Annotated in this window: 20 protein-coding genes; 16 read left to right on the top strand and 4 right to left on the bottom strand. The window is 59.4% G+C overall.

The window, feature by feature from the left end; translation table 11 throughout:
* Positions 1 to 173 precede the first annotated feature (173 nt).
* Together groL and groES are read right to left on the bottom strand one after the other, a co-directional pair.
* Complete coding sequence (gene groL / locus AC07U5_RS11880) at positions 174 to 1808, bottom strand: chaperonin GroEL (RefSeq protein WP_494723098.1); 1635 nt, start codon at positions 1806 to 1808, stop codon at positions 174 to 176.
* Between the two features lie 75 nt (positions 1809 to 1883).
* A complete protein-coding gene (gene groES / locus AC07U5_RS11875) occupies positions 1884 to 2180 on the bottom strand; it encodes a co-chaperone GroES (RefSeq protein WP_062425989.1) in 297 nt (98 codons plus the stop codon).
* 169 nt (positions 2181 to 2349) lie between these two features.
* Between groES and chrA the strand changes: the two genes are divergently transcribed.
* The 6 genes from chrA (at position 2350) to AC07U5_RS11845 (ending at position 10321) form a co-directional block, all read left to right on the top strand.
* On the top strand, positions 2350 to 3669 hold the full coding sequence (gene chrA / locus AC07U5_RS11870; RefSeq protein WP_112955949.1) for a chromate efflux transporter: 1320 nt from the start codon (positions 2350 to 2352) through the stop codon (positions 3667 to 3669).
* A gap of 103 nt (positions 3670 to 3772) precedes the next feature.
* Positions 3773 to 4621, top strand: coding sequence for a TIGR01459 family HAD-type hydrolase (locus AC07U5_RS11865; protein WP_112955951.1), 849 nt, complete (start codon positions 3773 to 3775; stop codon positions 4619 to 4621).
* A 112-nt stretch (positions 4622 to 4733) separates the two neighbouring features.
* Positions 4734 to 5714 (top strand): bifunctional riboflavin kinase/FAD synthetase, encoded by a 981-nt coding sequence (locus tag AC07U5_RS11860; protein ID WP_112955953.1) that lies wholly within the window; start codon positions 4734 to 4736, stop codon positions 5712 to 5714.
* Between the two features lie 271 nt (positions 5715 to 5985).
* Positions 5986 to 8889 (top strand): isoleucine--tRNA ligase, encoded by a 2904-nt coding sequence (ileS, locus tag AC07U5_RS11855; RefSeq protein WP_112955955.1) that lies wholly within the window; start codon positions 5986 to 5988, stop codon positions 8887 to 8889.
* A 235-nt stretch (positions 8890 to 9124) separates the two neighbouring features.
* The gene (locus AC07U5_RS11850) at positions 9125 to 9757 is read left to right on the top strand and encodes a hypothetical protein (protein ID WP_062425984.1); all 633 of its coding nucleotides are present in this window, start codon (positions 9125 to 9127) and stop codon (positions 9755 to 9757) included.
* An 81-nt stretch (positions 9758 to 9838) separates the two neighbouring features.
* Complete coding sequence (locus AC07U5_RS11845; protein WP_494723097.1) at positions 9839 to 10321, top strand: GNAT family N-acetyltransferase; 483 nt, start codon at positions 9839 to 9841, stop codon at positions 10319 to 10321.
* 12 nt (positions 10322 to 10333) lie between these two features.
* On the opposite strand, the gene AC07U5_RS11840 is transcribed toward AC07U5_RS11845, so the two are convergent.
* Positions 10334 to 10786 (bottom strand): nucleoside deaminase, encoded by a 453-nt coding sequence (locus tag AC07U5_RS11840; RefSeq protein ID WP_062425982.1) that lies wholly within the window; start codon positions 10784 to 10786, stop codon positions 10334 to 10336.
* Between the two features lie 72 nt (positions 10787 to 10858).
* Here AC07U5_RS11840 and AC07U5_RS11835 point away from each other — a divergent pair, with 72 nt between their 5' ends.
* The 10 genes from AC07U5_RS11835 to AC07U5_RS11790 all read left to right on the top strand — a co-directional run bounded on the left by AC07U5_RS11835 (position 10859) and on the right by AC07U5_RS11790 (position 20985).
* Positions 10859 to 12871 carry a pseudouridine synthase gene (locus tag AC07U5_RS11835; protein ID WP_494723096.1) on the top strand — a complete coding sequence of 671 codons (2013 nt, stop codon included), beginning with the start codon at positions 10859 to 10861 and terminating at the stop codon, positions 12869 to 12871.
* Complete coding sequence (gene rsmD / locus AC07U5_RS11830) at positions 12871 to 13428, top strand: 16S rRNA (guanine(966)-N(2))-methyltransferase RsmD (protein ID WP_111848168.1); 558 nt, start codon at positions 12871 to 12873, stop codon at positions 13426 to 13428. The genes AC07U5_RS11835 and rsmD overlap by 1 nt, the downstream gene beginning before the upstream one ends.
* A 123-nt stretch (positions 13429 to 13551) precedes the next feature.
* The gene (locus tag AC07U5_RS11825; protein WP_494723095.1) at positions 13552 to 14490 is read left to right on the top strand and encodes a patatin-like phospholipase family protein; all 939 of its coding nucleotides are present in this window, start codon (positions 13552 to 13554) and stop codon (positions 14488 to 14490) included.
* Positions 14491 to 14581: 91 nt separating this feature from the next.
* Positions 14582 to 15928: a TldD/PmbA family protein gene (locus AC07U5_RS11820; protein ID WP_062438587.1), complete on the top strand. Its 1347-nt coding sequence runs from the start codon at positions 14582 to 14584 to the stop codon at positions 15926 to 15928.
* 90 nt (positions 15929 to 16018) lie between these two features.
* On the top strand, positions 16019 to 16825 hold the full coding sequence (locus tag AC07U5_RS11815) for a 3'(2'),5'-bisphosphate nucleotidase CysQ (RefSeq protein ID WP_494723295.1): 807 nt from the start codon (positions 16019 to 16021) through the stop codon (positions 16823 to 16825).
* 71 nt (positions 16826 to 16896) lie between these two features.
* Positions 16897 to 17133 (top strand): DUF4170 domain-containing protein, encoded by a 237-nt coding sequence (locus AC07U5_RS11810; RefSeq protein ID WP_340194387.1) that lies wholly within the window; start codon positions 16897 to 16899, stop codon positions 17131 to 17133.
* Positions 17134 to 17342: 209 nt separating this feature from the next.
* On the top strand, positions 17343 to 18659 hold the full coding sequence (waaA, locus tag AC07U5_RS11805; protein ID WP_062425977.1) for a lipid IV(A) 3-deoxy-D-manno-octulosonic acid transferase: 1317 nt from the start codon (positions 17343 to 17345) through the stop codon (positions 18657 to 18659).
* 22 nt (positions 18660 to 18681) lie between these two features.
* Complete coding sequence (locus AC07U5_RS11800) at positions 18682 to 19404, top strand: HAD family hydrolase (RefSeq protein WP_494723094.1); 723 nt, start codon at positions 18682 to 18684, stop codon at positions 19402 to 19404.
* A gap of 123 nt (positions 19405 to 19527) precedes the next feature.
* On the top strand, positions 19528 to 20559 hold the full coding sequence (gene lpxK, locus AC07U5_RS11795) for a tetraacyldisaccharide 4'-kinase (protein WP_494723093.1): 1032 nt from the start codon (positions 19528 to 19530) through the stop codon (positions 20557 to 20559).
* A gap of 111 nt (positions 20560 to 20670) precedes the next feature.
* A complete protein-coding gene (locus tag AC07U5_RS11790) occupies positions 20671 to 20985 on the top strand; it encodes a hypothetical protein (protein ID WP_062438581.1) in 315 nt (104 codons plus the stop codon).
* A gap of 114 nt (positions 20986 to 21099) precedes the next feature.
* On the opposite strand, the gene AC07U5_RS11785 is transcribed toward AC07U5_RS11790, so the two are convergent.
* The gene (locus AC07U5_RS11785; protein WP_062425973.1) at positions 21100 to 21597 is read right to left on the bottom strand and encodes a YciE/YciF ferroxidase family protein; all 498 of its coding nucleotides are present in this window, start codon (positions 21595 to 21597) and stop codon (positions 21100 to 21102) included.
* Between the last annotated feature and the right edge of the window lie 87 nt (positions 21598 to 21684).

Genomic DNA, 21684 nt, shown 5'->3' with positions numbered 1-21684 from the left:
TTTGTGTAGCGGTAAGCACGTTCCAAGATCAAGCAGGCTTAGAGTGTTGCTGCTGATGGATGGCTCGCAATGCTGGACTGAGCTGAGGGGAATTTGATCGCGACGGCGGAACGCGCCAAACAAAAAGGGCGATCCGAAGACCGCCCTTTCGTATTCCAGAGGGAATGGACTGATTAGAAGTCCATGCCGCCCATGCCGCCGCCCGGCATTGCAGGCATTGCGGAGTCCTTCTTCGGCAGCTCGGCAATCATGGCTTCCGTGGTGATCAGCAGCGAAGCAACCGAAGCTGCGTTCTGCAGAGCCGTACGGACAACCTTGACCGGGTCGACGATACCCATGGCAATCATGTCGCCATATTCGCCGGTCTGAGCGTTGTAACCGAAGTTATCGTCATCCTTGTCGAGAAGCTTGCCAACAACGATCGAAGCTTCGTCACCTGCGTTGTCTGCGATCTGGCGAACCAGCGACTGCAGAGCGCGGCGAACGATGTTGATACCAGCTTCCTGGTCGTCGTTCACACCCTTGACGGTGATCTTCTGAGCGGAACGAAGCAGAGCGGTACCACCGCCGGCAACGATGCCTTCCTGAACAGCAGCGCGGGTTGCGTTCAGAGCGTCGTCGATACGGTCCTTGCGCTCCTTCACTTCAACTTCCGTTGCACCGCCGACGCGGATGACGGCAACGCCACCAGCGAGCTTGGCAAGGCGTTCCTGCAGCTTTTCGCGGTCGTAATCGGAAGAGGTTTCTTCGACCTGAGCCTTGATCTGGGCAACGCGGCCTTCGATGTCGGTCTTCTGGCCGGAGCCGTCAACGATCGTGGTGTTTTCCTTGGAGATGGAAACCTTCTTGGCCTTGCCGAGCATGTCGAGAGTGACATTTTCGAGCTTGATGCCGAGGTCTTCGGAGATCACGGTACCACCGGTCAGGATCGCGATGTCTTCAAGCATGGCCTTGCGGCGGTCGCCGAAGCCAGGAGCCTTGACGGCAGCGATCTTGAGGCCGCCACGCAGCTTGTTGACGACGAGCGTTGCAAGAGCTTCGCCTTCGACGTCTTCAGCGATGATGACGAGCGGCTTGCCGGTCTGAACAACGGCTTCGAGAACTGGAAGCATGGCCTGAAGGTTGGACAGCTTCTTCTCGTGAAGGAGAATGTAAGCGTCTTCCAGGTCGGCAATCATCTTCTCAGGGTTGGTCACGAAGTAGGGCGACAGGTAGCCGCGGTCGAACTGCATGCCTTCGACGACTTCGAGTTCGGTCTCAGCGGTCTTGGCTTCTTCGACGGTGATAACGCCTTCGTTGCCAACCTTCTGCATGGCTTCCGCGATGTCGCGGCCAACCTGCGTGTCGCCGTTAGCGGAGATCGTACCGACCTGAGCAACTTCCTCAGAGGTGTTGATCTTCTTTGCCTTCGCCTGCAGGTCCTTGACGACTTCTGAAACAGCGAGGTCGATACCGCGCTTCAGGTCCATCGGGTTCATGCCGGCTGCAACAGCCTTCTGGCCTTCGCGAACGATCGCCTGGGCAAGAACGGTTGCAGTCGTGGTGCCGTCACCGGCGATGTCGTTGGTCTTCGAAGCAACTTCGCGGACCATCTGTGCGCCCATGTTCTCGAACTTGTCTTCCAGTTCGATTTCCTTGGCGACGGAAACGCCGTCCTTGGTGATGCGCGGTGCGCCGAAGGACTTGTCGATAACAACGTTACGACCCTTCGGGCCGAGCGTGACCTTCACTGCGTCAGCGAGAATGTCGACGCCCTTGAGCATCTTTTCGCGCGCCGAGCGGCCGAATTTTACTTCTTTGGCTGCCATGTTTCAAAACTCCTGGTTTCGAATGGCCGGAACAGTGTCCGGCTTCAGATTACGGAAATGGGGAAGGCGGCTAAATCAGCCGATGATGCCCATGATGTCGGCTTCCTTCATGATGAGAAGGTCTTCGCCGTCGAGCTTTACTTCCGTGCCGGACCACTTGCCGAACAGGATGCGGTCGCCGACCTTGACGTCGAGAGCGACGATCTTGCCGGACTCATCGCGTGCGCCGGAGCCAACTGCGACGATTTCGCCTTCCTGCGGCTTTTCCTTGGCGGTATCAGGAATGATGATGCCACCCTTGGTCTTAGCTTCAGACTCAACGCGACGAACCACAACGCGGTCGTGCAGCGGGCGGAAATTGGTGCTTGCCATTGTCTATTCCCTCGATCAAATGACATTCGCGGATCGGAAACGACCCGCCTGGATTGATGTTAGCACTCTCATTTGCCGAGTGCTAGCGAGACGGAGATAAGCAGGGTGTCGGGTGCTGTCAAGAACGGCCCGTCGGAAAAATTTCATGTAAAATGGTTACTGCGATTGCATGACAGATTTTTTGCGCTCTGAAACTTCCGCTACCCACCCGACTCTGTCGGAACTCTTTTTTGTCTTCGGCCGTGTTGGCCTGTTGAGCTTCGGCGGTCCAGCGGGCCAGATCGGCATGATGCACCGCGTGCTGGTCGATGAGAAACGCTGGCTTTCCGAAGAGCGATTCCTGCACGCGCTGAATTACTGCATGCTTCTCCCAGGACCGGAGGCCCAGCAACTGGCAACCTATGCCGGATGGCTTCTGCATGGCAGACGCGGCGGCATCATCGCCGGCATGCTCTTCGTTCTGCCGGGCTTCCTCGTCATCGTCGCACTTGCGGCAGCCTATGCGCTCTATCAGGATACGCATTGGCTGCCCGCCCTTCTCTTCGGTCTGAAGGCAGGCGTGCTCGCCATCGTCATCGAAGCCTTGCTGCGCGTGGCAAAACGCGCGCTGAAGAGCCGCTTCCTGATCGGCGTTGCGGCCGCAGCCTTCATAGCTCTGTTCTTTTTCGGCGTTCCCTTTCCGCTTGTCATTCTCGCTGCCGGTATTTCGGGTTTCCTGAAAGCCCGAGGAGGGCGCTCGACAAAGCCTGATGTCGAAAGCAAGGCACCACCCCTGCTGCGGCAGATCCGAGGGGTTCTCGTCGGCATTTTCATCTGGCAAATGCCGCTTCTGCTGTTCTGGCTTCTGGCCGCGCCGAACTCGCTCATCGAACTGCAAGAGTTTTTCTCAAGGCTTGCAGTCGTCACCTTTGGTGGCGCCTATGCGGTTCTTGCCTATGTGGCGCAGGTTGCGGTGGAGACGCATCACTGGATGACGGCAAGCGAGATGCTGGACGGCCTGGCGCTTGCCGAGGCTACACCCGGACCGCTCGTTCTGGTTCTCTCCTATATCGGCTTTCTCGCAGCGTTTCGGCATCCAGGCATGCTCGATCCGATGCTGGCGGGTGTTGCTGGGGCAAGTGTTGCCGCCTGGGCGACTTTCGTCCCAAGCTTCATCTTCATATTTCTCGGTGCGCCTTACGTGGAAAGGCTGAGAGACAATGCGGCTTTATCCGGCGCCTTGTCCGCCATTACCGGTGCGGTGGTGGGCGTCATTCTCAATCTTTCGGTCTGGTTTGGCCTGCATGTGCTTTTTGGCAAAGTCGACAGGGTTGAACTTCTGCCTCAGATCAATTTCGGCATGTCCTTGCCGGACTGGCATTCGCTCGACCTTGCATCGCTTGCGCTCTTCGTCGTCTCGGCCATCATGCTGTTTCGCCTGAAATTCGGGATGCTGCCGGTGCTCGGCCTGTGTATCGGGGCAGGTTTCATCAGGCTTTGGCTCGGCTGAGGTCTTAGTTGCGCACAGGTACCCGCTGTCTTTTTCGCTTGCCATCGCAACCAGCCTTTGCGATGTCACGAGCTCGAAAATGATGGAAAGAGTTGGAAGATTCATGGCCCACCGCATTGCCACCCTTGGCGACATCACCTCCCAATTCGATGTCATCCTCTCCGATGTGTGGGGTGTGCTGCACAATGGCGTGACCGCTTTTCCCGCGGCCGGTGTCGCATTGGCCGAAGCGCGCAAGAACGGCAAGACTGTCGTCCTCATCACCAATTCCCCGCGTCCGGCAGTCGGCGTCATTCCGCAGCTGCGTGCGCTTGGCGTGCCCGATGAGGCCTATGACCGCATCGTAACCTCTGGTGACGTGACCCGCGAGCTGATTGCCGAGGGACCGAAGAAGGTCTTCCTGCTGGGTCCCGAGCGCGATATGCCGCTGTTTGATGGTCTCGACGTTACGGTGGTGGGTGAAAGCGATGCGGAAGCCGTTGTCTGCACTGGTTTCTTCGACGACGAAACCGAAACGCCTGAAGATTATACCGAGATGCTAAAGGGTTTCGTCGCCCGCTCCGCGCCGATGATCTGCGCCAACCCTGATCTGGTGGTCGAGCGTGGCGAGCGCATCATCCCCTGCGCAGGCGCCATGGCGGCCTACTTCGAGCAGCTGGGCGGCGAAGTGCGCATTGCCGGCAAGCCGCATGCGCCGATCTACGAGGCCTGCTTTGCCGCGGCAAAGGAAGTGCGCGGCGCGTTCAGCAAGGACCGCGTTCTGGCAATCGGCGATGGCATGCCGACCGACGTCAAGGGCGCCATCTCCGCCGGTCTCGATCTCCTCTACATCAGCGGCGGCATTCATGCGGCGGAATACACGTTGAATGGCGAGATCGATGAGGCGCTTCTTAATAGCTATCTGAAAAGCCAGAATGCGGCGCCCGGCTGGTGGATGCCGCGTCTGGCCTAAAGCGAGTCGCGATCTTTCAGATCCGCGCTTTACGCTTTAGTTCTTGTTTGTCGCATGTCGTTATCGCAAAACCGGTGACCACTTTTGCGCGACACGCTTTAGAAAGTTTCCGATGACCGTGTTCCATCGCAATGAGAAGAAAGAGCCGCTTCCGGACGCATTGAAGGGTGGCGTTGTCGCGATCGGTAATTTCGATGGTGTGCATCGCGGCCATCGCGCCGTTCTGGATCAGGCCCTGGAGCTTGCAAGATCGCGCGGCGTTGCAGCCCTTGTCCTGACATTCGAGCCGCATCCCCGCACTGTTTTCCGGCCGGAGACGCCGGTCTTTCGTCTGACGCCGGCGCCGCTGAAAGCGCGCCTTCTGGAGGCGGAGGGCTTTCAATCCGTCATCGAATATCCCTTCGACAAGACATTCTCGCAGCGTTCGGCAGAAGATTTCGTCAAATCCATTCTAGTCGACTGGCTGGGTGCTGGTGGCGTCGTCACCGGGGTCGACTTCCATTTCGGCAAGGGCCGCGAGGGCGGTCCGGCCTTTCTGATGCAGGCTGGCAAGCGCCATGGCTTCGATGTGACGCTGGTAGATTCGTTTCGTGATGAGGGTTCGGACGTGATTTCATCAAGCCGTATTCGGGACTGTCTGGCCAAGGGCGATGTGGTCGGTGCCGCAGGTTTGCTTGGCTATCGCTTCACGGTGGAGGCAGAGGTTATTCGCGGACAGCAGCTTGGCCGCACGCTCGGTTACCCGACAGCCAACATGGCGCTGCCACCCGAAACGGAGTTGAAGCCTGGGATTTATGCGGTGCGCTTCAGAGAGGCCAACGGAACGCTGCATGACGGTGTGGCAAGTTTCGGCTATCGCCCGACGGTGACGGAAAATGGCGCAGCACTTCTTGAAACCTTCGTCTTCGATTTCAGCGGCGATCTTTACGGCCAGGTCTGCTCGGTTTCCTTCTTCGGCCACCTGCGCGATGAGCTGAAATTTGATGGGCTGGAGCCGCTCGTCGTTCAGATGAAGAAGGACGAGGAGGAGGCAAGAGCGCTTCTTTCAGGTGTCACGCCGCTCAGCGAAGTGGATGCTAAGATCGCTTTTTGACGAAGCGGGCCACTCCTGCGATCAATTCCCTTTTCAAACAGGCTGAAACGTCCTAAACAACCGGCCATGAACCAATATCGGTCGACGTTCATATCCCGAATTATTGGCCCGGCCTTCCGCCCGCTCTGAGAGCCGGAAGGTCCGGGATTTTGGCGCTTGTCTCAAGCATGTCGTCCAGGCATGCGTCAGACGATCCAGGCGCCTTCGCTAAGCCCTCTTTTTTTGATGAGACGGCGCGAGCCTCATTCGGCGCCGCGATAATGGTACGATCATGAACGACACCGCAGAAAAAATCGATTACTCCGCAACGCTTTACCTGCCGCAGACGGACTTCCCGATGCGCGCCGGTCTGCCGCAAAAAGAGCCGGAGCTGGTCAAGCGCTGGCAGCAAATGGACCTCTACAAGAAGCTGCGCGCCTCCGCCGCCGGCCGCGAGAAGTTCGTGCTGCATGATGGCCCTCCTTACGCAAACGGCAACATCCACATCGGCCACGCGCTGAACAAGATCCTGAAGGACGTCATCACCCGCTCCTTCCAGATGCGTGGTTACGACTCCAACTACGTCCCCGGTTGGGATTGCCACGGCCTGCCGATCGAATGGAAGATCGAGGAAGCCTACCGCGCCAAGGGCAAGAACAAGGACGAAGTTCCGATCAACGAATTCCGCAAGGAATGCCGTGACTTTGCCGCTGGCTGGATCAAGGTTCAGTCGGAAGAGTTCAAGCGTCTCGGTATCGAAGGCGATTTCGACAATCCCTATACGACGATGAACTTCCACGCTGAAGCGCGCATCGCCGGCGAGCTCTTGAAGATCGCCAAGAGCGGCCAGCTCTATCGCGGCTCCAAGCCTGTCATGTGGTCGGTCGTCGAGCGCACGGCGCTGGCAGAAGCGGAAGTCGAGTATCACGATGTCGAAAGCGACACGATCTGGGTGAAATTCCCGGTCGTCGAGGGTTCGGCTGAGCTTGAAGGCGCCTCGATCGTCATCTGGACCACGACGCCATGGACGATCCCGGGCAACCGCGCGATCTCCTTCTCGTCGCGCATCCAGTATGGCCTTTATGAAGTTACGGCTGCTGCCAACGATTTTGGTCCGCAGCCGGGCGAGAAGCTCGTCTTTGCCGACAAGCTGGCAGCCGAATGCTTTGCTAAGGCGAAGCTGGAATTCAAGCGCGTCCGGGACGTTTCTTCCGACGAGCTAGGCAATCTCGTCAGCGCCCATCCGCTTGCTGGTCTCGGCTACGATTTCAAGGTGCCGCTGCTCGATGGCGATCACGTCACTGACGATGCCGGTACGGGCTTCGTGCACACCGCTCCCGGTCACGGTCGCGAAGACTTTGACGCCTGGATGGCGCAGGCGCGCCAGCTGGAAGCCCGTGGCATCTCGGCAAAGATCCCCTTCACCGTCGGTGATGATGGCTTCTACACGGAAGATGCCCCAGGCTTCGGCCCCTCGGCAGAGGGCGGCGCTGCCCGGGTGATGGACGATAACGGCAAGAAGGGCGATGCCAATGAGCGCGTCATCAAGGCGTTGATCGCTGCCAACAACCTGTTTGCCCGTGGACGCCTGAAGCACAGCTATCCGCATAGCTGGCGCTCCAAGAAGCCGGTCATCTTCCGCAACACGCCGCAATGGTTCGTCTATATGGACAAGGAACTGGGCGATGGCACCACGCTGCGCTCGAGAGCCCTGTCTGCAATCGACGACACACGCTTCGTTCCAGCCGGTGGTCAGAACCGCCTGCGTGCCATGATCGAGAACCGCCCGGACTGGGTCCTGTCGCGTCAGCGCGCCTGGGGCGTTCCGATCGCCGTCTTTGCCGATGACAAGGGCGAGGTGCTTTTGGACGAAGCCGTCAACGCCCGCATCCTTGATGCTTTCGAAGCCGAAGGTGCCGATGCCTGGTTCGCCGAAGGCGCCAAGGAGCGGTTTCTCGGCAACGACCATGACCACGCCAAGTGGCACCAGGTCATGGACATTCTCGATGTCTGGTTCGACTCGGGCTCCACCCATACATTCACGCTGGAAGACCGCCCGGACCTGAAATGGCCGGCGGACGTCTATCTGGAAGGCTCAGACCAGCATCGCGGCTGGTTCCATTCGTCGCTGCTGGAAAGCTGCGCGACGCGTGGCCGCGCGCCCTACAACGCCGTCGTCACCCATGGCTTCACCATGGATGAGAAGGGCGAGAAGATGTCGAAGTCCAAGGGCAACGTCGTGGCACCCCAGGATGTGATGAAGGATGCAGGCGCCGATATCTTGCGCCTGTGGGTCATGACCACCGATTACTGGGACGATCAGCGTCTCGGCAAGGCGATCATCCAGACCAATGTCGATGCCTATCGCAAACTGCGCAACACCATCCGCTGGATGCTCGGCACGCTCGCGCACGATAAGGGCGAGGAGATCGCCTATGCCGATCTGCCGGAACTGGAAAAGCTCGTTCTGCACCGCTTGAGCGAACTCGATAAGGTGGTACGCGAAGGCTACGACAGTTTCGAGTTCAAGAAGATCGCCCGCGCGCTGGTGGATTTCTCCAACGTCGAGCTCTCGGCCTTTTACTTCGATATCCGCAAGGATGCGCTCTACTGCGATGCGCCGTCTTCATTGAAGCGCCGCTCGGCCCTTTACGTGATCGCCAAGCTTTTCGATTGCCTCGTGACATGGCTGGCACCGATGCTTCCATTTACCACGGAAGAAGCCTGGCTTTCGCGCCATCCGGGTGCCGAGTCTGTTCATCTTGAACAGTTCCCGACCATACCGGCGGAATGGCACAGCCCGGCAGTCGATACCAAGTGGGAGAAGATCCGCAAGGTTCGCACGGTGGTCACCGGCGCGCTGGAAGTCGAGCGACGGGAAAAGCGCATTGGTTCCTCGCTGGAAGCGGCACCGGTGGTCCATATTGCCGATCCGGAGCTGATGGCGGCACTGGAGGGCCAGGACTTCGCAGAGATCTGCATCACCTCGGCAATCTCCGTGGTTGCGGGCGAAGGTCCGGCGGATGCATTCCGTCTGGGCGAGGTGCAGAAGGTCGCGGTTGAGCAGAAGCTGGCGGAAGGGCAGAAATGCGCTCGCTCCTGGCGGATCACGACCGATGTTGGTTCCGACCCGCAATACCCGGACGTTTCGGCCCGGGACGCGGCAGCGCTGCGCGAACTGGGCGTCGGCGTCTGAGACGTCGTTTGCTCAAGAAAATTGCCGGATGAATTGCGCTTTTGCCCTTCATCCGGTAAACCTGCCTGAAAATGGTCGGAATTACGCATCAAGGGGTGCATCCGGTCGTCGGGACAGCCGCGCGCGCATAAGAAGATCAGTGTGATTTTCCTCAGGCATATCGCGTGGTTTTAATATGTAGAGCGTCTGTTTTGCGTCATTCTTGTCGCGCGGCGTTCTTGGGCGGAAGGGTTTCATGAGCATGACGCAGAGTTTTCGCATGTATCGCACCGTGGCAGGCATTTCCTTTGCCTGCCTGGCGCTGAGCGCGTGCACCAGCCCGACCTATGGTACGGGCAAGTCTGCAAGCGAACAGCTCCTGGACGATCTTGGTAACGCCACCTCGATCACCGGTGATCAGACCAAGCGGAATGTGAAATACAATCCGCGCCCGGGTCTTGTCGTCCCGGCCCAGGCCCGTGCCGAGCAATTGGCCCAGCCACAACAGAGCCTTGCCAACCGCGAGACCAATCCGCAGTGGCCGGAAACTCCGGAAGAGGCACGTGAGCGTCTTCGTGCGGAAGCCGAGGCCAACAAGGACAACCCAAACTATCGTTCGCCGCTTTTGGCTGGCAATGGCACCAACGGCCAGATGACGGAAACTCAGAAGTGGGAAGCTTTCCGCAAGGCCAAGGCCGATGCGCAAGGCGGTACGGTGGTCAACACCAACACGCGCAAGTACCTGACCGATCCTCCGGTCGAGTACCGCAATGTTTCCCAGGATCAACTGGCCGATCTCGGCGAGCCTGAGCTGAAGAAGGAAAAAGAGCGCAAGAAGAACGCTGCTCTGGCCGGAACCGGCAAAAGCTGGTGGAACCCCTTCCAGTAATTCTCCCAAGGTTCATCTTACAAACGCGACGCCTCTGACGTCGCGTTTTTGTTTTCGGTATCTTTGTCTACGGAGTTTGTCGTGACGCTGCTGATCAGGGACGCGGTTGCCGCCGATGCGCCCACCATTTTGCGCTTCATCCGTGAGTTGGCGATCTACGAGAAGGCTGAGCACGAGGTGAAAGCCACTGTCGAAAGCATCACGGCCTCCATTTTCGGTGAGGGCTCCGTCACCTCTGCGCTGATCTGCGAACGCGAGGGCCAGCCGATCGGCTTCGCCGTCTGGTTTCTCAGCTACTCCACATGGCTTTCAAGGAACGGTCTTTATCTGGAAGACCTCTATGTCACTCCGGATGCGCGTGGCTCCGGCGCCGGAAAGGCGCTGTTGAAGCGTTTGGCTGCCATTGCAGTGGAAAAAGGCTGTGGTCGCTTCGAGTGGAGCGTTCTGGATTGGAACGAGCCGGCCATCCGCGTCTATCAGGCTATTGGCGCCGAAGCGCAGGGCGAATGGGTGCGGTACCGTCTTTCCGGTGACGCGCTCAAGGCTTTTGCCTCAGGCGATTGATGTTCAGCGCCTTCAGTCGCGCTTGTTTTGAAAGAAGGCCCGCAGAATTTCGGCACTCTCCACCTCGGCAAAGCCGGAATAGACCTCCGGTGCATGATGGCAGGTCGACTGATTGTAGAAGCGAACGCCGCTCTCAACGCCGCCGCCCTTCGGGTCGTTCGCGCCGTAATAGAGACGGCGGATGCGGGCAAACGAGATTGCCGCTGCGCACATGGTGCAGGGCTCCAGCGTGACGTAAAGATCGGCACCGGGCAGCCGCTCCTGGCCAAGCTCTTCGCAGGCCATTCGCATCACGGCAATTTCGGCATGGGCGGTAACGTCGTTCAATTCACGCGTGCGATTGCCGGAACGGGCAAGCACGCGGCCTTCATAAACGAGGACGGCACCGATCGGCACTTCGCCACGCGCACCCGCTGCCTGCGCTTCTTCCAGCGCAATGTCCATGAAATGCGTCGTTTCCGCCATGCTTCTTGCAATTTCCTCTTAACCGTCGCCGCGTGACCTGATAGGACACGGCAAACAACAGGCAAACAACAAATGACATTCAAAGACAAGCCGAAGCGCGCCGGTGGCAAGACGTTCGACCGTGACAGGAAGCCGAAATCATCGGCAAAGCCGTCATCTGACGCGTCGGCGGGACGTGACAAGAAGACTTTTAAAGAAAAGCCGGAAGCCGCAGCCGTGGTAGAGACGGTCGCCTCCAAGCCGGAACGCATTTCCAAGATCATGGCGCGCGCAGGCGTGGCCTCGCGCCGCGATGTCGAGCGCATGATCATGGAAGGCCGCGTGTCTTTGAACGGCGTCAAGCTGGATAGCCCGGTCGTCAATGCGACGCTGGATGACAAGATCGAAGTCGACGGCGTTCCGATCCGTGGCGCTGAGCGAACGCGCCTCTGGCTCTATCACAAGCCTGCTGGTCTCGTGACCACCAACTCCGATCCGGAAGGCCGTCCGACCGTATTCGACAACCTGCCGAAGGAACTGCCGCGCGTTCTCTCGATCGGTCGTCTCGACATCAACACCGAAGGCCTGCTGCTGCTCACCAATGATGGCGGCCTGTCCCGTGTGCTTGAACTGCCCACCACTGGCTGGCTGCGCCGCTACCGCGTGCGCGCCCATGGCGAGGTCGATCAGGCAGCACTCGACAAGCTGAAGGACGGCATTGCCGTGGACGGCGTGCTCTATGGCGCGATCGACGCGACGCTCGACCGCACGCAAGGTCACAATGTCTGGATCAGCATGGGCCTTCGTGAAGGCAAGAACCGCGAAATCAAGAACGTGCTCGGCGCCCTTGGTCTTGAGGTCAACCGCCTGATCCGCGTGTCCTACGGTCCGTTCCAGCTGGGCGATCTGCCGGAAGGTCATGTTATCGAGGTTCGCGGTCGCATGCTGCGCGACCAGCTCGGACCGCGGCTGATCGAGGCTGCCGGCGCCAATTTCGATGCGCCGATCTATGATCACAAGTCCGAAGAGGACGAGGAAGAGGCGCCCGCCAAGTCGGCCAAAGCCGAGTGGGGCAAGCAGGCTGCCGGCGACCGCAACCCGCGCGATGGCGACGAGCGTTCTTCCGGTCGGTTTGATGGAAAGCGCTCCGACAAGCCTGCTGGCAAGTTCGCGCCCAAGGCAGGCGGCAAGCCCGGCGGCAAGTTTGCTGGGAAGGGCAGGGACGAAGCCGAGACCGATGATCGCGGTCCGAAACGCCCGCCGCTTGGCAGCAACCGCACCGCCAATGTCTGGATGGCGCCTGGCGCCAAGCCGACCCGTGATGGCAAGGCCCGTAAGCTCTCCGCGCGTGCCGAAGCCGAAAGCGCTTTCAAGCAGCCATCGGCACAGGCCGAGGCCCGCCGCGCAGTCGTGCGCCACGCCGATGATGAAGGCGAGTGGATTCGTTCCGATTCGAGCAACGAGGCAGGGCGCGATGAAGGTCGCGGTCGTGGCCGTGGTGACCGCTCCTTCGGCGACCGCAAGCCACGTGAAGCGGGCGATCGTCCCGCACGCGGTTCGTTCGGGGATAAGCCTCGTGGCGAGCGCAAGTTTGGTGATCGTCCCTTCGGCGACCGCAAGCCGCGCGAAGATGGCGAGCGCAGCGAACGCCCCCGTAATGACCGCCCCCGTGGCGAAAGATCCTTCGGCGAAAAGTCCTCTGGCGACAGAACCGAGCGTCCGGATCGGCCAGCCCGTTCGTTCGACGATCGTCCTGCACGTAGTGACCGCTCTTTCGGTGATCGCAAGCCGCGTGAGGACGGCGATCGTCCAGCACGCAGCGAACGTCCCTTTGGTGACAAGCCCCGTGGCGCAAAGCCTTTCGGCGGCAAGCCCTCCGGTGGAAGACCCTCTGGCGGCAAACCTGGCTTCGGCAAGCCGCGCGGTGAACGTTCCGAAGGTGGCAGCGGCCCGAAGGGCTTTGGCGGTAAGGGTGGCAGCAGAGGTTCCGGCGGCAAAGGTCCAGGTGGCAAGCCGTCGGGCGGCGTCGGTCGTGGTCCCGGTGGCAAGCCATCGGGCGGTAGACCGTCCGGCCCAAGAGGCGGCTCGCGAGGGAACGGCGCGTAATGCGGATCGTTGGCGGTGAGTTTCGCGGCCGCAGTCTGGCCGCGCCCAAGTCGAATGCCATCAGACCCACGATCGACCGGACGCGGGAAAGCCTGTTCAATATTCTGAGCCATGCTTACCCCGAAAGCCTGGACGGCACCCGCATTCTCGATGTTTTCGCAGGCACCGGTGCCGTTGGTCTGGAAGCGCTCTCGCGCGGCTGTCGTGTTGCCCTTTTCGTCGAAAATGGCGTCGAGGGCAGGGGCCTTTTGTGGGAGAACATCGATGCGCTCGGGCTGCACGGCCGCGCCCGGATCCTGCGCCGCGATGCGACGAAGCTTGGTGGGGTCAACAATATCGAGCCCTTCGACCTTCTCTTCGCCGATCCGCCCTATGGTCAGGCGTTAGGTGAGAAGGCCTTCCAGGCCGCCCATCTCGGCGGTTGGCTCGTACCTGGTGCGCTGGCGATTCTGGAAGAACAAGGCGATGTGGCCGTGATGGTCGATCCCGCCTTCAAGCCGCTGGAAAGCCGCACCTTCGGCGATACCAAAATGCATTTCTACCGCTACGAGCCCTGAAGCACCTCAGTGGACGCGAGAGGAGTCCTCCGCGTCACTGTCCTGTCGTCTTTATGTCATAGAGCCAGTCTCAGGATGACCGTCGCGTCGCTTTGCCCAGATGCATTGCTGAGGCGCGACCGCATGACAGGAAATGAGGCTGTTCTCGTGGCTGCGAAGAAAAAGAAACTCTCCGACAAAAAGCGTAAGCGCAAAGAAACGTCAACGGAAAGAAGCGATCCCACCTTTGCGGTGGCTTTCGGTGGCGGCGGTGCACGTGGCATCTGCCACATCAATGTTATCGAAGCGATGGATGAACTCGGCATTCGCCCAAGCGCCATTGCTGGAGCCTCCATCGGCGGCATCATGGGCGCCGGTATGGCCGCCGGGATGAGCGGCAAGGACATCCGCGATTACACGCTGGCGCTGATGGGTAAAAAGGGCAGCGTGGCCAACAAGCTCTGGAGCCTTGGCCCTGCTTCCATGCGCCATGCCGCCTTCGGCTTTCGTTTAGGCCAGTTCAATCTTGAACTCATTCTCGATGCACTTTTACCCTCTGCACTGCCGCGCGATTTTGCCGAACTCGGTGTTCCGCTGAAGGTGATCGCGACCGACTACTACGCACAGATGGAAGTCATCTGCCAGGACGGCGATCTGCGCCAGGCGCTTGCGGCCTCCGCCGCCATTCCAGCTCTCTTCATGCCGATCCGCATGAATGACCGCATCATGATCGATGGCGGGATATTCAACCCCGTTCCCTACGAGCATCTCCTCGACGATGCCGACATCGTCATCGCTGTCGATGTCGTAGGCGGACCGGAGGGGGACGGCACCACCATGCCGAACCGGATCGAAAGCCTTTTCGGCGCCAGCCAGTTGATGATGCAATCGGCCATCGGCCTGAAGCTGCGTATGCGCCCGCCGCATATCTTCCTGCGCCCGCCGGTCAACCGTTTTCGTGTGCTGGATTTCCTCAAGGCCCATGAGGTGCTGGCCGAATCGGATGGCATCAAGGACGACCTGAAGCGGCAGATCGACATGCAGATCGAGCTGTTTCACCGGGGGCGTGGCCTGGATATCTGAGCGCTTCTGCTCAAATGCAGGTGAAATGGCGCTTTGACCTTGATGCGGCAAAAGCTCGGCCATAAATGAAGGTCAACGAAAGGCCCGCCTCATGTCCTCAGAAATCGATTCTTCCAAGCTTCTCGACCGCGCAAGCGAACTTGTCACTCTGGCCAAGCGCGCCGGTGCCGATGAGGCGGATGCGGTCATCGTGCGCTCCCGTTCGCAGTCGGTGGGCGTCAGGCTCGGAAAGGTCGAAAGCACGGAATCCTCGGAGAGCGACGATTTCTCCTTGCGCGTCTTCGTCGGCAAGCGGGTTGCGAGCGTTTCGGCCAATCCCGGCTTCGACCTGAAGACGCTTGCGGAGCGCGCCGTTGCGATGGCCAAGGTTTCGCCTGAAGATCCATTTGCGTGTCTTGCCGACAAGGAGCGGCTTGCGACCTCCTATGACGACCTTCAATTGTTCGATCCGACGGAGGTCTCCACCGACCAGCTTCGCGATGCGGCGCTGGCAGCAGAAGAGGCAGCGCTTGCGGTGAAGGGCGTGTCGAACTCCTCCGGAGCCGGTGCCTCGAGCGGCATGGGTGGCCTTGTGCTTGTCACCTCTCACGGCTTTTCCGGCAGCTATATGGGTAGCCGTTTCGGCCGCTCCGTCAGCGTCATTGCTGGTGAAGGCACGAAGATGGAGCGCGACTACGATTACGACAGCCGTCTTTATTTCGCCGATCTCGATGCGCCGGAAGACATCGGACGCCGGGCGGGTGAAAGGGTTGTCAGGCGTGTTAATCCAAGACAGGTCGATACCGGCAGCAACATCACGGTCGTGTTCGATCCCCGCATTGCGCGCGGCTTTGTCGGCTCGATTGCGGGCGCGATCAATGGCGCATCGGTGGCGCGTAAAACCAGTTTCCTGCGCGACAAGATGGGCCAGCAGATCCTGAAAAAGGGCCTGTCCATCACTGACGATCCGCAGATCATCCGTGGCCCGTCCTCGCGTCCGTTCGATGGCGAGGGCGTGCGGGGTGAAAAGCTGGTGATGATCGAGGATGGTGTCTTGAACCACTGGTTCCTCTCCACCTCGACCGCGCGGGAAATCGGCTTTGAAACCAATGGTCGTGGCGTGCGGGGCGGGACCTCCGTATCGCCCGCATCCACCAATCTGGCCTTGGAACCTGGCGACATCTCGCCGCAAGATCTGATCCGTCAGGTCGGCACGGGTTTTTACGTCACCGAACTGATCGGCCACGGCGCCAATATGATCACCGGTGAATATAGCTGCGGCGCAAGCGGTTTCTGGATCGAAAACGGGGAAACCTCTTTCGCCGTCTCCGAGGTGACGATCGCGTCCAACCTCAAGGACATGTTCATGCGCGTCACGCCCGCTAACGACGTGGACCGCAAATATGGTGTGGCAGCACCCACGCTTGCCATCGAAGGCATGACGATTGCGGGACGCTGACATCGCCATTCGGCGGTTGCTTTCGCGTCTTGCTCATGCGCATGTGAAAGCACAAATGGAAATGTGCGACACGCGCAGAACGACGGTATGATAGTTGAGACTTCTGGAGCCGATTGGCGCTCCGATCTGAATCTTGTTTTGAACGCCTCCCGCGAGGCTGGACAGGAGGCCCTACGGCATTTCCGTAAGGACCCCAAGGTCTGGTGGAAAGATGGCGGTCGCTCGCCGGTGAGTGCCGCCGACTATGCCGCCAATGACATCCTTGAAAGACTGCTTCGCTCGGCTCGCCCGGATTACGGCTGGCTGTCGGAAGAAACCACCGATGATGACAAGCGCCTGTCGCGCGATACCCTCTTCGTGGTCGATCCGATCGACGGCACCCGCGCCTTCATCAACGGCAAGGACACATGGTGCGTCAGTGTCGCTGTGGTTCACAAGGGCAGACCTGTGGTCGCGGCCCTCGTGGCGCCCGCCTTGGGTGAGGAATTCACGGCGTTTCATGATGCGAGTGCTGAAAAAAATGGTGGGGTGCTTCGGATCACTCAAGCCGCCAGTGGACCGATCCAGCTTGCCGCTCCCGAGGAAGTGATTGCGCGCCTTCCGTCAGACTTTAAACCCTCGGTTCGGCGCATCCCGCACGTACCCTCACTGGCTTATCGCCTCGCTATGGTAGCCGATGGGCGGATCGATGGGACGCTTGTCCTGCCGAATTCGCATGACTGGGATCTCGCCGCCGCCGATTTGATCCTGCAGCAGGCGGGTGGCCAGCTCGTCGATCTGGAGGGCAAGCCGTTGATCTACAATCGCGCGCAGGTCAAACACGGCGCTCTTTGCGCCGCGGCGAACCACATCCTGCCGACCCTGTTGATGCAGCTTGGGCGATCGGCCAGAGGTTGATTTTTACGTCAAAATCCAGCAGATGAAGGCTTCCTTGAACGCCTATGAGAAGAAAGAAGAGACGACAGGACATGACCGAAGCGAATAACAAGAAACAGCTCCTTCACCTCGTATTTGGCGGCGAACTCGACAATCTCCAGGAAGTGCAGTTTCGCGATCTGAACGCACTCGATATCGTCGGCATTTTCCCAGACTACGCGACGGCACTCGGCGCCTGGAAGTCAAAGGCACAGCAGACTGTCGATAACGCCCACATGCGCTATTTTATAGTGCATATGCACCGCCTTCTCGACCCCGAGAGCAAATAACGGCTTTCCACCCACTTGTTCTCCACTATAATCCGGCATGCATATTGGTAGTGCATCCCCCAGTCGGGGATGCACAATATATTGGGTATTGAGCGACAATTTTTTTGCCGGGACCCAATCATAACAAAAAAGACGCATTTTCATCAGAAGTAGCCGGCCACGTTAATCGGGGGAAAAGCATTGCGCAGAGTGATCGAGGGCAGCATCGTATGAACAGCCGGATCGCACGTTTTGCCCTGTCGGGTTACAGAATGGCGGGAATGGCCGCCTATCCTTTCGCCCGGCCTTACCTGTCCTATCGGGCAGCGAAAGGCAAAGAGGATAAGCAGCGGCGTCTTGAGCGGTTCGGCTATTCGAGTGCCGAACGCCCGCGCGGTCCGCTGGTCTGGTTTCATGCGGCAAGTGTCGGCGAAACCCTGGCGCTGATCCCGCTCATTCGCGAAATCCGCAAGCGTGACATCCATGTGCTGTTGACGACCGGCACGGTAACCTCGGCCGATATCAGCCGCACACGGCTTGGCAACGATGTCATCCACCAATATGTGCCGCTCGACATCAAGATCTGCATCAATCGCTTTCTCACCTATTGGGCTCCCGACGCCGCCATCACCGCTGAATCTGAGATTTGGCCGGTCACGATGATGGAACTGGAGCGTCGGCACATTCCGCAAATCCGCGTCAATGCCCGAATTTCCGACCGGTCCTTCGACCGGTGGAAGCGCTATTCCGATTTTGCCGAAGCGTTGTTCAGCAAACTGGCGCTGGTCGTCGTGCAGTCGGATGTGGATGCGGAACGTTTCAGAGACCTCGGATCCTGGCCGGTGATCACGTCGGGCAATCTCAAGGGCGATACCGATCCGCCCCCCTGCGATCAGGCGCAGTTGGACATCTACAAGCGCCAGATCGGCAACCGGAAGACCTGGGCAGCGATCTCCACCTTCGACGGTGAGGAGAAAGCGGCAGCCACCGTTCATGCCGCGATCAAATCCCGCAATGGTCAGTTGACGATCATCGTTCCCCGCCATCCGGAACGGGCGGATGAGATCGAGGCCATGCTCAAGGGTATGAACCTCAAGGTGGCGCGCAGAAGCCGCAACGATGTGATCACGCCGGAAACCGATATCTTCCTCGGGGACAGCATCGGAGAAATGGGGCTCTATCTTCGTTTGACGGAGCTGGCATTTGTTGGACGATCGCTGATGGCGGAAGGCGGACAGAACCCACTGGAGCCGGCCATGCTTGGCTGTGCGGTTCTGTCCGGCGCCCATGTTCAGAATTTCCGCGAAGCCTATCAGAAACTTCTGCGCTCCGGCGCTGGCCGTATCATCCGCGATGTGGAGATGTTGGCTAAGGCGGTGCACTACCTGTTGGCCAATGATAATGAGCGCTACAAGATGATCGATGCCGGCGGCCGGGTCATTCAGGACATGCGCGGTGCGCTATCGCTGACGCTGAAGGCGCTCGAGCCCTACATCAATCCACTGACGGTGTCTGCCAAGCTCCAGCCACGCAGTGCGGTGGGCTGACGCCTTGGACCAGAACAATTCGATGAAGTCCGCCGCCGACATTGCCGCCGTTCTCTTCGATAAGGACGGCACCCTGATCGGCTATGACGCCAGTTGGGGTCCGGTCAATCGCGAGCTGGCAGCGATCGCCGCTGAAGGCGACGCAGAGCTTGCGGACCGTCTTCTTCTCGCCTGCGGCATGGACCCGGTCTCCGGCCATGTGAAACCGGACAGCTTGCTGGCAGCAGGCAATACGGCGGAAATTGCAGCGGGCCTGATTGCAGCCGGATCGCCTTGCGCCCTGCAGCCTCTGACAGAGCGGCTGGATCGGCTATTTACCGATGCGGCGGGCAAGTCCGTTGCCGTGACGGATCTGCAAGCCTTCTTTGGACGGCTGAAGGACAGGGGTTACAAGCTTGGTGTCGCGTCCAGCGACAACGAGGCCTCCATTCGGGAACTGGCAAAACGTTTCGGCTTCGATGTCTATCTCGATTTCGTTGCGGGCTATGATAGCGGCCATGGCGTCAAGCCGCAGCCGGGCATGGTGCTGGGCTTCTGTGAGGCGACCGGCCTGAAGCCTGAGCAGGTGGCGGTCGTCGGCGACAATAATCACGATCTGCATATGGGCCGTAATGCGGGGGCGGGGTTGCGCATCGGTGTGCTGACGGGCACCGGATCGCGCGAAAGCCTGGCTGCCGATGGCGATTATTGTTTCGATGATATTACGGGGCTCGAAGCCCTGCTGCCGAACCGCGCTTTCGTCTGATTTCGGACGGCCGTGCCGGTATCCTCACCGTGTCGCATGTCTTTGTCACAAAAGGGCTGGACACTTTTACGCGACATGCTTTAGCTCTTGCTACCATAAAATGTAACTGGGATTCATAGGCCAATGGTTTCGGAAGCGCCGCCCTTCTGGTGGAGAAAAGCTGGCTGGGAAGCCTGGGCTCTCAGCCCCTTTTCCTATCTCTATGGCCGGGTGGCGGGCCATCGCATGAAGACGGCAAAACGAGCCTCGGTTCCTGTTCCGGTCATCTGCATTGGCAACTTCACCGTGGGCGGTGCGGGCAAGACGCCAACGGCGATTGCCATTGCACGCGCAGCGCTCGACAAGGGACTGAAGCCCGGCTTCCTCAGCCGAGGCTATGGCGGCACGCTGGACGTAACGACGCTGGTCGATCCGGATCATCATCGCTCTGCTGCCGTGGGCGATGAACCACTCCTGCTTGCGCGCGAGGCGACGACGGTGATTTCGCGCAAACGCGTCGAGGGCGCCGAGCGTCTGGTCAAGGAGGGCGTCGATCTGATCATCATGGATGACGGCTTTCAAAGCGCGAGGTTGACGCTCGACTACGCCTTGCTTGTCATCGACACACGACGGGGAATCGGCAACGGCCATCTCGTGCCGGGTGGGCCGGTGCGAGCACCTTTGGCCGAACAGATGCGCCAGGCCAACGCCATTTTGAAAGTCGGGGATGGAAGTGCCGCGGATGCGATTATCCGAACGGCAGCCCGCGCGGCAAAGCCGGTTTTCGTCGCATCGACCGAGCCTCGACCGCTGCCAGGTTTTGCCGGAAAACGCGTTCTGGCCTTCGCCGGTATCGCCGATCCCAGAAAGTTCTATCGGACCGTCGAAACCTTGGGGGGCGAGATCGTCATTGAACGGTCGTTTCCCGATCATCATCAGTTCAGCGAGGACGAGCTTGCCGATATGGTGAAGGAGGCGACGGATCTTGATCTGCTGCCGGTAACGACAGCGAAAGATGCCGTGCGCCTTGCGGGCCTTCCCGGACAAGCAGCAGAGCTTCTTTGGAGCGGCCAGGTGGTCGAGATCGATATGGTCTTCGATGATCCAATGGCAGCGTCGACAATGATCGATGCGGCGGTCGAAAACTGCAGGACGCGGCGTCTTTTGCAGAAATAAAGCGCTTCCCTGTCACGCGTATCAGCGAGTGCAAGGAACAATCGACCGTTGCAACTCTTTTACTCCTCAGTGAAGAACGATTTGGGCTCTGATCCGAGGAGGAGAGAGATTATGCAGCATACGAATGTGGAGAAGAAGACATTCACCCCGCGCGAAACCCGTCAGGGCTTCAAGGGCAAACCGGTCCTGGTTATTCTTGTCGTCAGCCTGTTTCTAGCAATGGCAGTATGGCTGGCCGCAGAAATCTGGGGTGAAAGCACTGCCCCTGCGACAACGGAGACGCCACCGCCTCCGGGTCCTGCAACGTCGAGCCAGACGGTCAATCCGGGCGCGCAAGGCAGCCAGACCTTCGATAACAACCCGCCGTCAGGCGCAACGCCGCCGACGGAAGGTGTTGATCGTAACCCTTCGACACAGGCTCCCTAAGGCTACTAGCCAATCTTGACGAGAGTCGAGGTCGGTAAATGATTGAGGGACATCCTTCAACAAACAAAAAAGCCGGAGCAGATGCCCCGGCTTTTTCCATGGCTGCACCAGTGGTCAGGCGGCTTTCTTGCCAGATGCGTTGAGAGACGCTGTTGCAAGCGACGACAGGTCTGCGTCGGTCTTTGTCTCTTCCTTCAACGTCGCGTCCAGCAACTGGACTGCCTGCTTGTGACCAAGCTGCTCCGCCCATGCCTTCAGCGTGCCATAGCGGGCCATCTCATAATGTTCGACAGCCTGTGCCGAGGAGATGAGGCCGGCATCGAGAGCCGGGCTGCCCTTGAAGTCTTCCATGATCTCTTCGCCTTCGGCGATAATGCCCTGGATTGCTTCGCAGGTCTTTCCCTGAGCGCGCTTGCCGAGAAGTTCGAAGATTTCCTGCAGCCGCTCGATCTGGCCCTGGGTTTCTTCCTTGTGCTTCTCGAATGCTGCCTTCAGCTTGTCGCTACTGGCCGCCCGCGCCATCTTGGGCAGCGCCTTCAAGATCTGGCGTTCTGCAAAATAGATATCCTTCAGCGTGTCATAAAAAAGATCGTCGAGCTGTTTCTCTGCCATGTGTATCTCCCAAGGGTTGGTGCTGATGATCGCACGGCACACCGAACATCAGCGCCCCTTGATGGTTCCGGAGATAGCCAGAAGAGT

Source organism: Agrobacterium sp. GW821-FHT02D03 (genome assembly GCF_059421725.1).
This window is presented reverse-complemented; position numbering and strand designations above follow the sequence as displayed.

What these genes read in the sequence shown, in the direction of transcription:
- AC07U5_RS11835 (WP_494723096.1), top strand. Translation starts at nt 10,859, where the DNA reads ATGACATTCAAAGACAAGCCGAAGCGCGCCGGTGGCAAGACGTTCGAC.
- AC07U5_RS11850 (WP_062425984.1), top strand. Translation starts at nt 9,125, where the DNA reads ATGAGCATGACGCAGAGTTTTCGCATGTATCGCACCGTGGCAGGCATT.
- AC07U5_RS11800 (WP_494723094.1), top strand. Translation starts at nt 18,682, where the DNA reads ATGAAGTCCGCCGCCGACATTGCCGCCGTTCTCTTCGATAAGGACGGC.
- AC07U5_RS11790 (WP_062438581.1), top strand. Translation starts at nt 20,671, where the DNA reads ATGCAGCATACGAATGTGGAGAAGAAGACATTCACCCCGCGCGAAACC.
- waaA (WP_062425977.1), top strand. Translation starts at nt 17,343, where the DNA reads ATGAACAGCCGGATCGCACGTTTTGCCCTGTCGGGTTACAGAATGGCG.
- AC07U5_RS11860 (WP_112955953.1), top strand. Translation starts at nt 4,734, where the DNA reads ATGACCGTGTTCCATCGCAATGAGAAGAAAGAGCCGCTTCCGGACGCA.
- AC07U5_RS11865 (WP_112955951.1), top strand. Translation starts at nt 3,773, where the DNA reads ATGGCCCACCGCATTGCCACCCTTGGCGACATCACCTCCCAATTCGAT.
- groL (WP_494723098.1), bottom strand. Translation starts at nt 1,808, where the DNA reads ATGGCAGCCAAAGAAGTAAAATTCGGCCGCTCGGCGCGCGAAAAGATG.
- rsmD (WP_111848168.1), top strand. Translation starts at nt 12,871, where the DNA reads ATGCGGATCGTTGGCGGTGAGTTTCGCGGCCGCAGTCTGGCCGCGCCC.
- lpxK (WP_494723093.1), top strand. Translation starts at nt 19,528, where the DNA reads ATGGTTTCGGAAGCGCCGCCCTTCTGGTGGAGAAAAGCTGGCTGGGAA.
- AC07U5_RS11810 (WP_340194387.1), top strand. Translation starts at nt 16,897, where the DNA reads ATGACCGAAGCGAATAACAAGAAACAGCTCCTTCACCTCGTATTTGGC.
- groES (WP_062425989.1), bottom strand. Translation starts at nt 2,180, where the DNA reads ATGGCAAGCACCAATTTCCGCCCGCTGCACGACCGCGTTGTGGTTCGT.
- AC07U5_RS11840 (WP_062425982.1), bottom strand. Translation starts at nt 10,786, where the DNA reads ATGGCGGAAACGACGCATTTCATGGACATTGCGCTGGAAGAAGCGCAG.
- AC07U5_RS11785 (WP_062425973.1), bottom strand. Translation starts at nt 21,597, where the DNA reads ATGGCAGAGAAACAGCTCGACGATCTTTTTTATGACACGCTGAAGGAT.
- ileS (WP_112955955.1), top strand. Translation starts at nt 5,986, where the DNA reads ATGAACGACACCGCAGAAAAAATCGATTACTCCGCAACGCTTTACCTG.
- AC07U5_RS11825 (WP_494723095.1), top strand. Translation starts at nt 13,552, where the DNA reads ATGACAGGAAATGAGGCTGTTCTCGTGGCTGCGAAGAAAAAGAAACTC.
- AC07U5_RS11820 (WP_062438587.1), top strand. Translation starts at nt 14,582, where the DNA reads ATGTCCTCAGAAATCGATTCTTCCAAGCTTCTCGACCGCGCAAGCGAA.
- chrA (WP_112955949.1), top strand. Translation starts at nt 2,350, where the DNA reads ATGACAGATTTTTTGCGCTCTGAAACTTCCGCTACCCACCCGACTCTG.